The 16,748-nt window shown below is 67.6% G+C and carries 11 protein-coding genes; 7 read left to right on the plus strand and 4 right to left on the minus strand.

Annotated elements, in window-relative coordinates:
• The first annotated feature begins 175 nt into the window (after positions 1-175).
• Together Poly30_RS23410 and leuS are read left to right on the plus strand one after the other, a co-directional pair.
• Positions 176-1,108, plus strand: coding sequence for a tetratricopeptide repeat protein (locus Poly30_RS23410; RefSeq protein ID WP_145203241.1), 933 nt, complete (start codon positions 176-178; stop codon positions 1,106-1,108).
• A 46-nt stretch (positions 1,109-1,154) separates the two neighbouring features.
• A complete protein-coding gene (gene leuS / locus Poly30_RS23415; RefSeq protein ID WP_145203245.1) occupies positions 1,155-3,614 on the plus strand; it encodes a leucine--tRNA ligase in 2,460 nt (819 codons plus the stop codon).
• A gap of 185 nt (positions 3,615-3,799) precedes the next feature.
• Here the strand turns inward: leuS and Poly30_RS23420 are convergent, their stop codons facing one another.
• On the minus strand, positions 3,800-4,138 hold the full coding sequence (locus tag Poly30_RS23420; protein WP_145203249.1) for a hypothetical protein: 339 nt from the start codon (positions 4,136-4,138) through the stop codon (positions 3,800-3,802).
• 557 nt (positions 4,139-4,695) lie between these two features.
• Here Poly30_RS23420 and Poly30_RS23425 point away from each other — a divergent pair.
• Together Poly30_RS23425 and Poly30_RS23430 are read left to right on the plus strand one after the other, a co-directional pair.
• Positions 4,696-6,171: an arylsulfotransferase family protein gene (locus tag Poly30_RS23425; RefSeq protein ID WP_145203252.1), complete on the plus strand. Its 1,476-nt coding sequence runs from the start codon at positions 4,696-4,698 to the stop codon at positions 6,169-6,171.
• A gap of 24 nt (positions 6,172-6,195) precedes the next feature.
• A complete protein-coding gene (locus tag Poly30_RS23430) occupies positions 6,196-6,849 on the plus strand; it encodes a hypothetical protein (protein ID WP_145203254.1) in 654 nt (217 codons plus the stop codon).
• 18 nt (positions 6,850-6,867) lie between these two features.
• Here Poly30_RS23430 and Poly30_RS23435 read toward each other — a convergent pair whose 3' ends face one another.
• On the minus strand, positions 6,868-7,872 hold the full coding sequence (locus tag Poly30_RS23435) for a hypothetical protein (protein WP_145203257.1): 1,005 nt from the start codon (positions 7,870-7,872) through the stop codon (positions 6,868-6,870).
• A 109-nt stretch (positions 7,873-7,981) separates the two neighbouring features.
• Here Poly30_RS23435 and Poly30_RS23440 point away from each other — a divergent pair, with 109 nt between their 5' ends.
• From Poly30_RS23440 to Poly30_RS23450, 3 genes are all read left to right on the plus strand, one after another.
• A complete protein-coding gene (locus Poly30_RS23440; RefSeq protein WP_145203259.1) occupies positions 7,982-9,931 on the plus strand; it encodes an ABC-F family ATP-binding cassette domain-containing protein in 1,950 nt (649 codons plus the stop codon).
• A gap of 121 nt (positions 9,932-10,052) precedes the next feature.
• Positions 10,053-12,521 (plus strand): protein kinase domain-containing protein, encoded by a 2,469-nt coding sequence (locus Poly30_RS23445; protein WP_145203261.1) that lies wholly within the window; start codon positions 10,053-10,055, stop codon positions 12,519-12,521.
• Positions 12,522-12,558: 37 nt separating this feature from the next.
• Positions 12,559-13,104, plus strand: a complete 546-nt coding sequence (locus Poly30_RS23450; RefSeq protein WP_145203263.1) for a sigma-70 family RNA polymerase sigma factor — start codon at positions 12,559-12,561, stop codon at positions 13,102-13,104.
• A gap of 13 nt (positions 13,105-13,117) precedes the next feature.
• Here the strand turns inward: Poly30_RS23450 and Poly30_RS23455 are convergent, their stop codons facing one another.
• Both Poly30_RS23455 and Poly30_RS23460 read right to left on the minus strand, forming a co-directional pair.
• On the minus strand, positions 13,118-14,035 hold the full coding sequence (locus tag Poly30_RS23455; protein ID WP_145203266.1) for a tetratricopeptide repeat protein: 918 nt from the start codon (positions 14,033-14,035) through the stop codon (positions 13,118-13,120).
• 124 nt (positions 14,036-14,159) lie between these two features.
• Complete coding sequence (locus tag Poly30_RS23460) at positions 14,160-16,730, minus strand: serine/threonine-protein kinase (protein ID WP_145203269.1); 2,571 nt, start codon at positions 16,728-16,730, stop codon at positions 14,160-14,162.
• Between the last annotated feature and the right edge of the window lie 18 nt (positions 16,731-16,748).

Consider the following 16,748-nt stretch of genomic DNA (forward strand, 5'->3'; position numbering starts at 1 on the left):
GCCAAGACCTTTCGTGGGGCACCAGGACACCGGTGAAGCCGGCTCCGAGCCCCGCCCCTCACCTCCCCTCACCCCCCCGGGGAGTTCCCGTGAAGTGAGGCCCCAAGACCCGGCGGCGTCCATAGTTTCCGCTGGCGAACCGATTTCCCCCGCAGCCTCCGGATATAAAGCGGGCGTGATTTCCTTCAGCCAGATCCGCCCGTTCGGCGCAGCCTGCGCGCTTCTCCTCGCCGCCTGCTCCTCCCCGCCGCCGCCGCCCGCCGCAACCTCGTTGACGGGCCAGCCCCTCCCCACCATCGGCCCTGACGGCATCGCAGCCCGGTGGATGGAGGCGGAAGCGGACGCGGCGCACCTGGCCTGGCAATGCGATCCGTCGGAGATGCGGGCGATCTGGATGGGCCGCCGGCTGGCCTACATGGGCCGCTTCCAGGAGGCGATCAGCTGGTTCGCGAGCGCCATCGGGACCTACCCCGAGAGCTACCGGCTGCGCAGGCACATGGGCCATCGACTGCTCACGATCCGCGAGGTCGACGCCGCCATCACCGTTTTGGAGGAAGCTCGCGAGCTGGCCAAGGACGCGCCCAATCGGCTCGAGCCCGACGGGTCCCCCGGGCCCGAGTGGGAGCCGCGGAGCACCACCCACGGGAACATCGACTACCACCTCGCGCTGGGCTACTACCTGAAGGGCGAGTACGAGAAGGCGGCCAGGCTTTGGGAGAACTGCGCTCGCCAGTGGGCCCGGACCGACGACGAGCGGGTCGCGGCGACCCACTGGGCCTACATGAGCTGGATGCGCCTCGGCAACGAGCTGGCGGCGAACGCGGCGGTGCGCCGGCTCCCCGCAAGACCGGACGTGCTGGAGAACTTCGGCTACGCCGACCTCATCGCGCTCTATCGAGGCGAGATCCAGCTGGAAGATCTGCTCGCGAGGACCGACCGCGACGCGGCGCTGAACTACGGGCTCGCGCGCTGGATGATCGCCCGCGGCGACGGGGAAGCAGGGAACGCGCTGCTTCAGGAGCTGGCGGCCAGCCCCGGATGGCCCGCCTTCGGCGTCCTGGCGGCCGAAAGTGACCTGGCGGCTCCGCTACCCGAAGTCGAGCGCTGATAGACTCCTGGCGCATTCGGCCGTTCGCCGGAGCAGAAAAAGCGCCATGACCTACGATCCCGCCCAAATCGAGCCCCGGTGGCAAGCCTTCTGGGAGCAGAACGCCACCTTCCGCACGGATACGTCCGCCGGTACCTCCTCCGGTACCTCGAAGCCCACGTACTACGTGCTCGACATGTTCCCGTACCCCTCGGGCGCAGGGCTACACGTCGGCCACGTCGAGGGCTACACGGCCAGCGATATCGTGGCGCGCCACAAGCGGATGAAGGGCTTCGAGGTCCTGCACCCGATGGGCTGGGACGCCTTCGGCCTGCCCGCCGAACAGTACGCGATCAGCCAGAACGTGCACCCGCGCATCTCGACCCAGGCGAACCTCGACAACTTCCGCGCGCAGCTGAAGGCCATCGGGTTCTCCTACGACTGGGAGCGCGAGGTCGGCACGTTCGACCCCGAGTTCTACCGCTGGACCCAGTGGATCTTCCTGAAGCTGCTCGAGCACGACCTCGCCTACCAGTCCGAGGCGCTCGTGAACTGGTGCCCGGCCCTGGGCACGGTGCTCGCCAACGACGAGGTCATCGACGGCAAGTCGGAGCGCGGCGGACACCCCGTCGAGCGCAAGCCGATGAAGCAGTGGATGCTGCGCATCACGAAGTACGCGGACCGGCTGCTCGACGGGCTCGACGAGGTCGAATTCCCCGAGTCGATCAAGGCGATGCAGCGCGACCGCATCGGGCGCTCCGAAGGCGCAGACGCGACCTTCGCCATCAAGGGCCACGACGCCGCGATCGAGGTGTTCACGACGCGACCGGACACGATGTTCGGCGCCACGTTCTGCGTGCTCGCGCCCGAGCATGACCTCGTGAAAGAGATCACCACCGACGAGCAGCGCGCGGCGGTCGACGAGTACCTCGCGGCGGCAGCCGCGAAGTCGGAGATCGCGCGTACCGGCAACGACGCGGGCAAGACGGGCGTCTTCACCGGTGCCTTCGCCGTCAACCCGGCCACGGGGGAAGAGGTGCCGATCTGGGTCGCCGACTACGTTCTGATGGGCTACGGCACCGGCGCGATCATGTGCGTGCCCGGCCACGACGAGCGCGACTGGATGTTCGCGACCAAGTTCGACCTGCCGATCATCGAGGTCGTCGCAGGCGGTGACGTGACCGAGGCCGCCTACTCGGGCGATGGGCCGCACGTCAACTCCAGCTCCGAGGCCAAGGGCATCGACCTGAACGGCCTCGGCAAGGAAGCCGCGATCACGAAGATGTGCGAGTGGCTGGAGGCGAACGGCCTCGGCAAGAAGATCGTGCGCTACCGCATGCGGGACTGGATCTTCGCGCGTCAGCGCTACTGGGGCGAGCCGATCCCCGTCGTGATCGCCGAGGACGGCGAGGTCCATCCGCTGCCGTTCGACGAGCTACCGCTGAACCTGCCGGACACGGCCGACTACACGCCCTCCGAGACGGGCGAGGCTCCCCTCAGCCGCATCAAGGACTGGATGAAGACGACCGTCCCCGGGCAGCCTGGCAAGCCAGCGCAGCGCGAGGCGGACACGATGCCGGGCAGCGCCGGCAGCTCGTGGTACTTCTTCCGCTTCATAGATCCGCGCAACCAGGACGCGCTCTGCGATCCGGAGAAGGCGAAGGCGTGGCTGCCCGTCGATCTGTACGTCGGCGGCGCGGAGCACGCGGTCGGACACCTGCTCTACTCGCGCTTCTGGACGAAGTTCCTGTTCGACATCGGCGTTTCGCCGGTGGAGGAGCCGTTCAAGCGCCTCGTCAACCAGGGCATGATCCTGGGCGAGGATAGCCGCAAGATGGGCAAGCGCTACGGCAACACCGTCGACCCCTTCGACGTGATCAAGGAGTACGGCGCCGACACGCTGCGCATGTTCGAGATGTTCCTGGGACCGATCGAGCAGGAGAAGCCCTGGAGCCAGAGCGGGCTCGACGGGGTGCGCCGGTTCCTGAACCGAGCGTGGCGACTCTACTGCGACGACAGCGGCGAGCCGCACTCGACCATCGCCGATGAGCCGATGGACGACGACATCGCGCGGCTTCTGCACCAGACGATCGCGAAGGTCGAAGAGGACACCGAGGGCCTGCGCTTCAACACGGCGATCGCCCAGATGATGATCTTCGTCAACGAGATGCTGAAGAAGGACGCGCGCCCGAGGGAGGCGATGGAGTCGTTCTGTCTCCTGCTCGCGCCCTACGCGCCGCACTTCGCCGAGGAGATCTGGCAGAAGCTCGGGCACGAGGAGTCGATCACCTACGCGACGTTCCCGGTGGCGGATGCGTCGAAGCTGGTCGAGGACTCGATCGAGGTGCCGGTGCAGATCAACGGCAAGGTGCGGGCGAGGCTTCAGGTCGCGGCGGACATCGACGAGGCCGCGATCAAGGAGCTGGCGCTCGCGGACGAAGCCGTGGACGGCTGGATCAGCGGCAAGGAGCTCAAGGTGTTCAAGTACATCCCGGGCCGACTGGTGACGATCGCCATCAAGGGCTGATCAAGCCGCCTGGCAGCAGGAAACCCGGCGGTACCGAACCCGGCGTTACCGAACCCGAACCAGATCCGCCACGTTTTCGGAGGAGAGAACTCTCCTCCGAAAACGTGGCGGATCTGGTTCGGGTTCGGTAACGCCGGGTTCGGTACCGCCGGGTTTCCTGCTTCCAGGCGGATAGACCGCTACCGTCACAGGATGGCGGATTGGGGGCGGGCCTCGTACAGCTCGTTCACCCTATCCGCCACGGCCTCGACCGCTGCGTCCACCTGCTCGGCCAATGGCGCGCCGTTGTCGAGGGCGCGATCGACGCTCCACGGGTTCACCCCGTAACCGTCGCCGCGCACGCGGAGGATGAGCCCGACCTCGTCGCCGTAGACCTCGACGTGGAACCCGCGCTGGAAGCGCTCGCGCAGGCGCCCCTTCACGGCCGTCGCGAGCATGTCGCACGCGTCGTACCACTCGGTCGAGCCGGCGCGGGGCGGCGTCGACCTGGCGAACAGGGCCTCGATTCCGTTGTAGCTGAACATCGGCCGCATCCTGCGGAATCGAGCGAGCCCGTTCCAGGGGCAAGCGGGAGCGCCTTCAGGGCTCGAAGGTCACCAGCCCCGCGGTGTCCGCCTGGACCAGCGCCAGCCCGACCTGGGAGGCCAGCGGCGAAGAGCATGAGATCGTCCGCCGTCAGCGACGCAGAGCCCGACCAGCCGAACCGCACCGGAGTCCACATACGGCGGGCGCCCCCGGTCGAAGGATCGACGACGCTGCCCTCGCACCACCCTTGCGCGCCCCGGAACGAGCGCCCGCGCCGGTTCAAGTCCACGAGAGGATTCGTGATCGCAGGCGCGCCAAGGAGCCTGGAACGGGCGACGCCATGGCGGACTGCCTCACCAGACAGGAAGGGACGGCGAGATCCAGCGCACGCGAAAGACAAATCGCACTCATGGGACCCAGAGTGCCACAGGAACCGGATTCCAGCCCGGAGACGCGCCCCACCCACGAAGTCGCGGCTCGATTCCGGTCCGTAACTGGGAAGTGAGCCAACCAGTCGTGGACCTGAGGAGGCCTGGCTCGGACAATACGACGTTCCATGGGCCGAAGTCTTCGAATCCAATGGCCGCTCACGGCCCTCCATCCGGCGGCGGGCGCGTACCTGGCGCTGGTCCTGGCGTCTGGACCGTGGCTGAGCGGGTGTGATGGCTCTCGCCCTGCCGCAGAGGACGCGCCGGCCCCGGACGCCTCCGCTGGCGCGCCTTCCGTACCGAGGGGTCACTGGTATCGGGTCGCCGAGGAGCGGGAGCCCGCGAGCTCCCTGACCGGCGAGCAGCAGTCGCGTGCTGCCGCCCTGGAGTCGATCGGCTACGCCGCCGGGATGGAGGCTGCGGACGGTCTCGGCGAGGGCGTCGGCGTGTTCTCCGAGGCCCTCGCCGAGCCCGGCCTCAACTTCTACTCCTCCGGCCACGGTCCCGACGCGCTGCTCATGGACCTCTCCGGGAAGGTGCTGCATCGCTGGCACAGGCCGATCGGCACGATCTGGCCGGAGAAGTCCGAGGAGTCCGCGTACTTCCGCAAGGCCAGGCTGTTCTCCGATGGAGTGGTCCTGGTGGTCTTCGAGGGCCAGGGACTCGCCGCCCTCGATGCGAACTCCGAGCTGCTCTGGGCCTGCGACCGCCCTGTTCACCACGACGTTCACCAGGACGCGGACGGCTCCTACTTCGCGCTGGATCGCAAGGCGCGCGTGGTGCCATCCCTGCACCCCGACCGACCGCTGGCCGACGACGGCCTCGTGTTCCTGGATCCCGACGGCACCGTCAGGGGCCGCGCGTCACTCCTCGACGGGCTGCTCTGCTATCAGGGGCCGATGGACGTGCGCGGGCTGATCCTTCAACGAATCGCGAAGGGCGCGAAGCTGGAAGAGGAGACGATCGCAGCGAACGCCGAAGCGCTTCGCGCGAACCCCGAGCTCCTGGAGAAGATCGACTACATCGGCGACTGCCTGCACACGAATAGCGTTCGAAGGATCGACGCCGCCTTCGCCGCCGCGAACGACGGACTCGAGGAAGGCTGGTTCCTGGTCTCCGTGCGCGAACTGAGCCTGCTCGCCGCCTTCGAAGTGAGCGAGGACTTCGAGTCCGCCACCGCGCGCTGGCTCCTGCGAGGCGACTGGCGCGAGCAGCACGAGGCCGTCCCCCTCCCCGACGGCCACATCATGCTCTTCGACAACCTCGGCCGAACCACGGGCGGACTCGGACGCCGCAGCCGCGTGATCGACGTGGACCCGGCCACCGGGGAGATTCTCCGCTCCATCGAGCGCGTGGCGGACGTGGACCTTTTCTCCACCGTCGGCGGCAGCTGCCAGCGCCTCCCGAACGGCAACACCCTCGTCATCGAATCCACCCGGGGCTCCGCCTTCGAGGTCACACCCACGGGCGAACTCGCCTGGTCCTTCCACAACCCCCACCGCGCGGGCGAGGACGAAGAGCTGATCGCCTTCCTGCCCGACGTCATTCGCCTCCCCGAAGCCGTCGTTCGCCCCTGGCTTCCGGCGGCATCGGAAGGTCGCTGACCGCACACGCCCATCCACCCCCACATGGCTTACTACATCCGCCACTTCGGCCTCCGCGACGGCAAGGTCTCCGAGAAAGAACTCACCCGCGCGATCCAGAACGCTGGCCTGCGCGGCTCCATTCACGTGGACTCCCACGAGAACGGGCGCTGGACCGCCATCACCGTGAACCTCGCGAAGAAGCTGCCCGTGGCCTACATCGAGCGCTGCGCCGTGAGCAACGGATCCCTGGGCGCGAAGGCGATCCAGGAGTTCCAGGAGGAGCTCGACGAGATGCGCCCCGAATCGGCGGCGACCTGGATCGGGGACTACCTCGAGAAGGTCCAGGTGGTCCACGCGGTTCAGCTGCTGCACGGCATCGAAGAAGAAGACGCATGGCCGCTCCTCGACGTCGTTCAGGGGGCGATCTCCGACGCCGTCGGCGGCATCGTCCAGGCGGACGCCGAGGGCTTCATGAACGAACTCGCTGAGTTCATCACGTGCGACTTTCCGGACGGCCTCGAGGGCCTCGTGCGCGCGGCCGTCATGGACGCGGCGGGCGACTGGAAGTCCTTCGACCTCGACCTCGCGGACCGGCAGCAGATCAAGGCGTTCCGTGACGGCACGTTGCAGGCGGCCGCGGTGGAAGCAACGAAGCGTCCGAGGCCAGCCGCCGCCCGCAAGGAGAGCCGCAAGTAGAGGGCCACGCGGCCCGTCTCATTCTTGCCCGGCCTTGCCGCCGAGCCCCACCGGCGCGTCCTTGACCTTCTTGAGCGAGACCTGCGCGGAACTCTCCGCGTTTCTGGTCGAGTCGTAGACCTGGCCAGCGAGGATCGCCTCGGGCTCGGTGCCGGAGCTGAACCAGCAGTCCTTGATCGTGACTCGCTCGGTCTTCCCGCCATCGAGTGGCGCCAGGAACGCGATCTCCTTGGCCCCGAAGTCGCAGCCGGACACGGTCGCCTTCTTGAACTGCCCCGTGGTCGAGTAGGCGAACTCGACGCTCCCCGATCGGACGTTGTTCCCCTCGAAGGAGAGCTTGCCGTTGTCGGCGAAGCGTGAGAGACCTCCTTCCAGGTAGCTGAACTGCACGAGAGCGGACTTCGCGCCCGAGAGCGTCAGCCCTCCCATCATCCCGCGCCATGCGCCCGGCTGTCCGCCCTTGCAGCCGATGACCCGAAGGCTCGCGTTGCTGTCGGCGCGCTCGGATCGCGGGACCCCGAGGAGGGACACGGGCGCTTTCGAATGGACGGAGCTGACCGTGACGGTCCCGTCCGTGCACTCCAGGGAAAGCGAGGCTCCTTCGAGGAACTCCACCTTCTCCATGTAGACCTCCGCGTTGGAGCCCCCTCCCTTCGCCGGGCGAATTCCGCCGCCGCCGATGAACCGAACGTCGCTCAGGTAGAGGGAGCGGCAGTCCGGCGTCAGCTCGATCCAGACGTTGCGAAGCTCGACCTTCCCGCCGGTCACCGCCTTGATCTCCAGGGTGCCGGACACCTCGATCGTCGCGTCTTCCTGGGCGCCATCCGGCCCCGCCACGGCGCTGCCCTCGACCTTCGCCCTTCGCAGGAGCGCGACCTTGGCGTTGCGCGGTAACTCCTGGCGACCCTGCACGAAGAACTGGCCGTCGTCCGTCTTCACGGTCGTGGTCACGAGCGGGAAAGGCTCCCCTGGTGCAGAAGACGCGACCGGGCCAGCGAGGAGAGGAAAAAGAGCGAGCAGCATGGCGGGCGGGGCTTGGGGGCGGAACGGCAGGCGGAGCCCGGACGGGGGGCACAGTTGCGGGAGGTCGGCCGCGCCTCGCCCGCGGCCTTGCGGGTAAACTGCTGGCGCGATGTCCTTACTCGTTCTCGACAATATCAAGAAGCACTTCGCAGCCCAAGAGGTGCTGCGCGGCGCGTCCCTCTCCATCGATCCTGGCCAGAAAATCGGCATCGTGGGCCGCAACGGCGGGGGCAAGACCACCCTGTTCCGCATGATCTCCGGCGAGGAGACCCCGGACTGGGGTGAGGTCCGCGTGCGCAAGGGCGCGCGCCTCGGCGTCGTCCCCCAGCGGCCGAAGTTCCCGGCGGGCGTCACCGCGCGGGAATACGTCACGGCGGGCCTCGACGACCTCCACGCCGCGATCGAGCGCTACGAGGCCTGCGCGGCCGAGATGGGCACGGCCGAAGGCGAAGCCCTCGATCGACTGATGGCCGAGCACGACCGTCTGAGCGCCCAGATCGAGGACCTCGGGGGCTGGGACTCGGAGCGCAAGGTCGAATCCGTGATGTCCGGCATCGGACTTCCCGAGACCCACTGGGACCGCGAGGCGAAGCTCCTCTCGGGCGGAGAGAAGAACCGCGTCGCCCTCGCGCGCGAGCTGATCAGTGGCCACGACCTGCTGCTGCTGGACGAGCCGACGAACCACCTGGACCTGGAGGGCATCGAGTGGCTGGAGAAGTACCTGAAGGACCTTCCCACGGGCGTGCTGATCGTGAGCCACGACCGGCGTCTTCTGACGAACTGCATCAACCGTATCGTCGAACTCGAGCGCGGCCAGATCGTCGCGTACAACGGGAACTACCCGAAGTTCCTGCAGCTGAAGGCGGAGAAGTACGAGTCGGAGATCCGCGCCTACGAGCAGCAGCAGGAGATGCTCAAGAAAGAGGACGCGTTCATCAAGAAGAACATGGGGAGCCAGCGCACGGCCGAGGCCAAGGGCCGCGCCAAGAAGCTCTCCCACATCGTTCGACTGGAGCGGCCACACCACGACGTGCGTCGGCCGATCATCAAGCCGCCGGAAGCCGCGCGCGGAGGCGAGCGCGTTCTGCACACCGAGAAGCTCTATGGCGGCTACGAGAACAACGTGCTCCTGAAGAACGTCGACATCCGCGTGGGGCGGGGCGAGCGGATCGGCATCGTCGGGCCGAACGGCGCGGGCAAGTCGACGCTGATGAAGATCCTCGCCGGTCGCATGGCGCCGCTCTCGGGCGAGGTCGTGCGCGGCCATGGCGCCAAGGTCGCCTACTACGACCAGGACACGTCGCACCTGCGCGATGACCACACGCCGCTGGAGGAAGTCCGGCGCAACTACCCGGAGATGACCGACCAGGAGATCCGCGATCACCTGGCCAAGTTCCTCTTCCGCGGCGACGAGTGCGACAAGGTCATCAAGACGCTCTCGGGCGGCGAGCGCGCGCGCCTCTCCCTGTCGCTGCTGGTCCTCACGAAGCCGTCCTGGTTCGCGCTCGACGAGCCCACCAACCACCTCGACCTCGCGAGCCGCACGTCGCTGGAGGAGATGCTCAGCGCCTTCCAGGGCGCGATCGTCTGCATCAGCCACGACCGCGAGTTCCTGGACGGCGTGTGCCAGAAGACGATCGAGGTCGGCCCGGCCGGCGTCTTCGAGTTCGACGGCAACTACTCCGCGTGGCGCGCCTCCAAGGTCGAGGAACGCGACGCCGCGATGGAAGAGAAGGCGCGGCGCGAGGCCGCCGCCAAGAAGGCGGCGCGCGACAAGGAAGAAGCCGCCAAGCGCAAGGGCCAAAACAGTTCCAAGGCGAGCGGCAAGGGCGGGAACTCCGCCAAGAGCAAGGGCCCCCGCAATCCCTACATGTTCGAGAAGCTCGAGAAGCGCATCATGGAACTCGAGACCGAGAAGCAGAAGCTCCACGACTCGATGACCACGGAGGCGGTCTACGGCGACGCGGAGACGCTGCGGGATACGCAGTTCCGACTGGCCGAGGTCGAGGCGGAGCTGGAGACCTGCAACGAGGAATGGCTGAACTGGGAGACGGCGTAGGCCCCGCGGAAAAGATCTTCATTTCCATGGCCCTTTTGGTCCCTCGCGCCGTCACGGGCGTCCCGCCGTCGCAACGACTGCGGCCCTCGACAGGGCCGACATTCTCGGTTAGTAATCGGGGGTGTCCAAGAAGTCCATCAGCGTAGAGCGCGAGGCCATGCGCCTCGCGCGCCAGGCCGTCGAACTCGACCACGAAGATCGCCTCGGCTGGGTTCTTCGCTGTCACCGGGAGTTCGAAGTCGTCGAGCGCGTGCTGCGGCTCGTGCTTTCCTTCGACGATCACGCGGACGATCTGGGCGTCGCGCTCGCGGTGCCGCAGTTTCCCCAGGAGTCGACTCTCCCGCTGCCCACGTTGATCGACCGGTTTCGCATCCTCGAACTTCTGGGCGCTGGCGCGTTCAGCCGGGTGTATCGCGCGCTGGACGAGATTTCGGGCGAACAGGTCGCGCTCAAGGTTCTTCACCTTCGATCGGAGAGTGACGAGGCCACGACGCGCTTCCAGCGCGAGATCGAAGTGCTGTCGTCGCTGCGCCATGATGCCATCGCTCGCTTCGTCGACGCCGGTGAAACCAAGGACGATCGTGGGCTGACCCGCTGGATCGCGCTCGAACTCGTCGAGGGCGATGCCCTGCGCGAAGCTGCCAAAGGCCGCGACATGCGCTGGCTCGCCAAGATCGCGGCGCAGGTAGCGAGGGCCATCCAGTACGCCCACGACGCAGGTGTGGTCCACCGCGACCTGAAGCCGTCGAACGTCATGGTCACCGACGACGGGCGTGTGAAGGTGCTCGACTTCGGGATCGCAGCGCTCCGCAACCGAGGAGACCGCAACCGTCTCACGACGACCGGGCAGGTGCTGGGGACCATCGCTTACATGGCGCCCGAGCAGGTGGCCGGACACAAGGCAGACACTCCGTCGGATCAGTTCTCGCTCGCAGCCATGCTGTTCGAAGCGGCCACGGGCAAGCTCCCCCACGGCGACGGCGAGGATGGCTGGCTCGGCCTGTTCTCGATCGCCGCGTGGGATGGGAGCATCGATCCGGTGCTCCTGGCGAAGCTTCCCACCGACCTGGCGACGATCCTGCAGCGAGCCCTCGACTCCGATCCTGCGCTGCGCTTCCCGAGCCTGGATGCGTTCGCCGACGAACTCGATCGCTGGAGGTCGGGCAAGAAGATCCGAACGACGCGCCCCGGCTGGAGCGCGCGTGCTCGCCGTTTCGTTCGTCGGAACCGCAGGCCCGTGGCTGCGGGATTGGCGGCCATCGCCGTCCTCTCGTCCGCTCTGGTGGTCACCGCCTCGGCGCTCGCCATGGCCAGGAAGGAGTCCGCTCGTGCCCAGGCCGCCGGCGATCAGGCGCTGCTTCCGCTGCTGCTGGAGGAAGTCGCGCAGTTGTGGCCCCGGGAACCTGCGACCGTGCCGCAGTTCGAACGATGGCTGGAGCGAGCCGAGGCCGTGAGCACCAGCGGGCTCACCAGCGCCGAGCGGATCGAACGGCCGGAGGAGCGCCGCGTCTTCACGGCTCAGCTGTCGGAGCTTCCCGCGTCGATCGACGCCGTCCGCACGCGGCTCCAGGAGGCGAACACGGTCCTCGAGCGAACCGTACAGCAGTACGCAGACGAATGGTACGCCGCTGCAGAGCGGGTCCATGCGGATCCTCGATTCCATGGTCTGGAACTCGTCCCCCAGATCGGACTGATCCCCCTCGGCCGCGATCCGCGCTCGGAGTTCGAGGAGTTCGCCATCGCGGACATCGGATCCGTTCCGCAGCGCGACAGCAGATCGGGCGATCTCGTCCTGGAGGAGGATGCGGCGCCGGTCCTGGTGCTGCTCCCGGGCGGTCCGACGAAGTTCGGGACGGCCTGGATCGACACGGAAGATCGCTTCATGCACGAGGGAGAGGTGCTGAGCTTCGCCGATGCCGCGGAGTTCGGCTTCCGCGACGTGGACCTCGACCCTTTCCTGATCGGCAAGTACGAGGTCACGCAGTACCAGTGGGAGTTCATCACCGGGACGAACCCCTCGGAGTGGCGGGCTGGCGAAGAGAACTACGGCCGACTCATGACGGCGCTTCACCCGGTGGAGACGATCAGCTACGCCGAGGCGGTCATGGCCGCCGAGCGGATCGGCTGCACGCTTCCGACCGAAGCCCAGTGGCAGTACGCGGCCGCACCCGTCGACCGAGGTCTCTACTGGTGGCCCGAGAATGAGGCCGGAACCACCCCCCTGGAGAACCTCAATCCCAAGGACTCTCCCACCAGCGGCCGCCGCCCCTGGTACGACGATCCCTACTCGCACCACGCCCCCGTCGGAACGTTCGCCCCGAACCCGAACGGTCTGCACGATATTCTTGGAAACGTCCAGGAGCGCTGCCTCGATCACTTCAAGGTCGCTGTCTTCACCGATCCCAGCATCGAGGTGAAGCCTGGAACCGGCGAGGTGATGACGTATGGCGGCGGAGACCGCTCGACCCGCGGCGGCAACTACCACGCGGGTTTCTACAACAACACGATCGCTCGACGATACGGCCCCACCGAAGGTGTCCGAGTGGGCCACCTGGGAGCTCGGTTCGCCCGCACGCTCCGTCGTGAGTGATCTCCAGCGCGTATCCCCCCCACCGTCCAGCCTGCCCATGCCTGACGTATCCAACGAAGACTTCACCCTGATTCCCTTCTCCGGCTCCGATGGCGAAAGCCACCTGACCTACGGAACGATCCGGGACATTGCCGCGCGGATCTGGCGTTCCGCCGGACGTGCGCCCTACGTGGACGCCACAGACCTCGCCAATGAGTGTTTTCTGCGACTCGCGCGCCGCGCGCCGCCCCTGGAAGCAGGGCGAAGTGTCCAGGTCTCCTACTGCGTCACGATCATCCGGCGGCTTCTCGTCGACGAGGTGCGCCGGCGCGCGGCCGAACCGGGGATCGGGCGACCGACGGTGATCCTGACTTCCACGGAGGCAAGGGAAACGCGGCCGGTGATCGTGGATCTCCTCGCCCTGGATGAAGCGCTCGCCGAGCTGGCCGAGATCGACGAGCGTCAGTCGAGGATCGTCGAGCTTCGGTTCTTCGGAGGAATGGACCGGGCGAGTGCTGCGAAGGTCCTCGATATCTCGGTGCGGACGCTGACGCGTGAATGGGGGCTCGCCCGCGCGTGGCTGCTCGCGCGGCTTCGCAGCTGAGGGACCAGGGCGATCAATCGAGCGAATTGAGCCGCTCGAGGAGCCAGCCGTCTCCTGGGAAGGCCGCGAGGCCGCGCTCCCATGCGGCGCGCGCTTGCGCCGTCTTGCCCTGCTGGGCATAGAGGTTGCCGAGCCACACGTAGGTCTTGGGGTAGTTCGCTGCGTTGCCCGCGGTGACGTTGCCGCTCTCTTGCTGATCCGCGAGCCTCTCGAAGTGCTTGACCGCTTCCGCCTGGCCGCCGTAGGCGACCGGCCAGAACGACATGTTGCGCGCCTTCTGGTAGCGAGCCTCCCAGTGCTGCGGGTCGTACTTGAGCGCCGAGCTGTACGCTTCGTTCGAGTCGACCCACCAGTTGCCGTCACCGTTCGATGGCATCGCCTGTGCCGCGGAGTAGTAGGCACGAGCGCGGTCGAAGTGCTTGTCGGCGCTCTCGGGCACGTTCTCCATCTCGGCCTCCATCGCCGCCAGCAGATCGTGCAGCTGACCGTTGGCGGCGGCTTCCTCCCAGAGGCCTGCGACGTCCTCGCCCGTCACATCCCCATCGAGGATCGCGCGAATGGTGTCGGCTGCGCTCGCGTGCCCACCCGGCCAGACGATCTCTCCGTCCTCGGCGCCCGTCAGAGCGTCTTCCTTGACGAGGCCGCGTACCAGGTCTCGAACGGAGTCCTCGGAGAGCGAAGAACCCGCTGGACTCGCCGCCGCCACACGGGCTACCGGAACCGCACCCATGGCCTGGCTCTCCAGGAGGTCCTCGACGCGCTTCTCCAGGACCTGGAGCTGACTCATCAGATCGCCCTCTCCACGATCGCTGGCGGCAACGATGGCCGCCGGTCCGGATCCGTCGGAGCGACCGGGATCGAGCACGAGCCAGCACGCGGCCGTGCTCAGAATGACGGAGGAGGAAATGGTGAGGAGCGGGTGCAGGGCCATGGGATTCAAGGGGTAGGGGTTGCGGCGCACCACCTCGTGCGCTCACCCCTTCCCTCGAACGGTCGGGTGAACCGGGCTCATGAATCTGCGTCTTTTGGAAGCGTCCGGACCAGCTTCGTGCCGGTCACTCGCCGACCGACTCCACCGAGGTGAGGAAGCGTCTCGTGCTCGCCATATCCTGGCCGAACCCTTCGAGACTGGACACCCACTCGCGGGCCGAGCTGGCGTAGGCAGCGCGCCTGTCCTGCCCGAGTCGCTTCCATTGCTCGCGCAGCGCTTCTTCACTCGCTCCGAAGGCCAGCGGGTCCTTCGCGCGATCGGCGTTCATCCGGAGCAGAACGGTCACGATATCCAGGACGGCCGTCGCCGCTCCGGTTCGGAGAAGCCGCTCGCACCGGGGAACGAGCGAGGCCAGCGTGCGATTGACCTCCTCCTGATCCCCGAGCCGAGCGAAAGCGGTGAGTTCGTTTCCACCGAAGACGTGGAGGGTCAGGGAAGCCTCGTTCTCCACCGCCTTCACCCCGTCCGTGCTTTCACGTGCGAGCGCCGCGTCGAGGAGCCGCTCGCGACTCTGGCGCGAACGCCGGTGATGCTCGGCGCCGCCGCGGGGATCGGGCCCTTCCCGTTTGAGCCAGTGCCCTATGCGGAGCTCCGCCCAGGATCGAAGGTCCAGAACGACGGCCTCGGGCGCGCCGAGCTTGGCCAGCTCGTCGATGAGCTGGAGGCTCTCCTGGGAATCGACGAGGCCCTGGCGATAGGGCTCATGGTCGATGTGGAGATCACCGCGCACGTTGAGCGCCGCGATCAACAGCTCGATCACGTCCGCCGACTTCGGATGCTCGTCGAGGTCGTGCCGCACGAGCGCGATCGCTTCGTCGATCGTGGCGCGCCCCTCGCTGAACTCCCGGGCCTTACGCGAAGCTTCCGCCTGATCGGTCAAAATGCGGGCGAGCCAGCGCCTGGTCGAATCGTCGTCGGAGTTCGCCGCGTGGACCTGGCGCGCCAGTCGCGCGGCTTCACGGTAGGCCTCGAGCGCGGTCTGGGACTCCGGAGCCCTCGAACCCCAGGACGACGCAATGGAATGACCGACCCTCATGAAGGCGTTCGCCAGCGATTCGGCTCCCGCGAGATCGGAGCCGAGGATCGGCGTCAACGAACGGAGTTTCTCGACCGCGAGTTCGATCACAGCGCGCTTCTCTTCCAGCGTCGTCGCTGCGCCTGCGCCCGAGACGGCTTCATCGACGACGCCGCCTGCGGCCTCGAACCCGTATCGATCGTAGAGCCAGTCGTAGCTATCGAGCCGCATCTGGAGGCCGGAAAGCTGCTCACGCGCTTCTCCGATCTCGGCCGCGCGACGCGCCGCGAGATCTTCCTGGGCCTCGATCCTCTTGACCTTCGCGCGGTTGTCGAAGAAGAGCACCGTGATGATGCCGACGGCCACGACGGCGGCGGCTGCGCCCATGGCGATGCTCACGAAGAGGCCGCGCCGCCTGCGCGCCAGCAGGCGGACCCTGTGGAATGCGCTCGCGCGGCGAGCGTGCACGGGCTCGCGGCGGAGCCAGCGCTCGAGGTCGTCGGCGAGCGCCTCTGCCGACCGGGTCCGTTCGTCTGGATCCTTCTCCAGGGCCGCCAGGATCACCGCGGTCAGGTCCTCATCGGGAACCTCGACCGGCTCCGCGGAGCCGGCGAGTGCGCGAGGATCGCGCGCTGGCGTGTTCCGGATCGTCTCCAGGATGTGTAGCAAGGAGCTGCCTTCCAGGTCGTACGGCAGCTCGCCGGTGAGAAGCTCGTAGAGGACGACCCCGAGCCCGTAGACGTCACTTCGAACATCCACCCGCGCCGGATCGCCAGCGCACTGCTCGGGGCTCATGTAGCGGAGCGTTCCCAGGAGTTCCCCGTGGCGGGTTCGTGTCTTGTCTTCTTCGGTCAAGGGCTCCGACAGACGCGCGAGCCCGAAGTCGATCACCTTCACGTGGCCTTCCCCTCCCGCCGCCACCAGCAGGTTCGCTGGCTTGAGGTCGCGGTGCAGGACGCCTTTCTGGTGAGCGTGCTGGATGGCCCGCGCCACCGGGACGAAGAGCCTCAGTCGATCCTCCAGGCCGAGGCGCTGCTGGCTCGCATACTCCGTGATCGTCTGGGCCTCGGCGATGTGCTCGAACGCCATCCAGGAGTAGGCGCCCGCCCCCGCGGCTCCGGCGTCCGCCGCCTGGAGCCCCGCGCCGAAGACGCGCGCGATGTTCGGGTGGTCGAGCCGCGCGAGAGCCTCGGCCTCGATGCGAAAGCGCTCGCCTGCGCGGGACTCATCGACGAGGACCTTGAGCGCGACGCGCCGGCGCGGACGCTCCTGGAGCGCCTCGTAAACGTGCCCCATTCCGCCCGACCCGATGAGCCGAACCACCGCGAGATCGCCGCACATGGAGCCCACGAGGTCCTCGGGACGGCGGGCGCGCCGAGCCTCGGCCGTGCTCTCCGACTCGTCTCGGATTCCCTCCAGGAGCGGCTCCAGGTCGAGCGGCCTGTCCAGCAGGCTGAGCCCTCGAAGATGCGCGTCGAGCAGCTCCCGGAGCTCCGCGCCCAGCGCAGGTCGCGAGGCGGAGATCCTTTCGACGTAGGCAGCTCGCGCGGTCTCGTCGAGGGACAGCGCCTCGTCGAAGAGCACGTCGAGGTCGTCCTGGGAAGCGGGGAATGACGGCATGGGGAGAGTCCGGGGTTC

This window comes from Saltatorellus ferox (assembly GCA_007751475.1).
In the GTDB taxonomy this organism is placed as follows: Bacteria; Planctomycetota; UBA1135; order UBA1135.

Bases quoted from the DNA above. Each gene is read 5' to 3' on its own strand.
- leuS (WP_145203245.1), top strand. From the start codon at position 1,155: ATGACCTACGATCCCGCCCAAATCGAGCCCCGGTGGCAAGCCTTCTGG.
- Poly30_RS23420 (WP_145203249.1), bottom strand. From the start codon at position 4,138: ATGTTCAGCTACAACGGAATCGAGGCCCTGTTCGCCAGGTCGACGCCG.
- Poly30_RS23425 (WP_145203252.1), top strand. From the start codon at position 4,696: ATGGGCCGAAGTCTTCGAATCCAATGGCCGCTCACGGCCCTCCATCCG.
- Poly30_RS23430 (WP_145203254.1), top strand. From the start codon at position 6,196: ATGGCTTACTACATCCGCCACTTCGGCCTCCGCGACGGCAAGGTCTCC.
- Poly30_RS23435 (WP_145203257.1), bottom strand. From the start codon at position 7,872: ATGCTGCTCGCTCTTTTTCCTCTCCTCGCTGGCCCGGTCGCGTCTTCT.
- Poly30_RS23440 (WP_145203259.1), top strand. From the start codon at position 7,982: ATGTCCTTACTCGTTCTCGACAATATCAAGAAGCACTTCGCAGCCCAA.
- Poly30_RS23450 (WP_145203263.1), top strand. From the start codon at position 12,559: ATGCCTGACGTATCCAACGAAGACTTCACCCTGATTCCCTTCTCCGGC.
- Poly30_RS23455 (WP_145203266.1), bottom strand. From the start codon at position 14,035: ATGGCCCTGCACCCGCTCCTCACCATTTCCTCCTCCGTCATTCTGAGC.
- Poly30_RS23460 (WP_145203269.1), bottom strand. From the start codon at position 16,730: ATGCCGTCATTCCCCGCTTCCCAGGACGACCTCGACGTGCTCTTCGAC.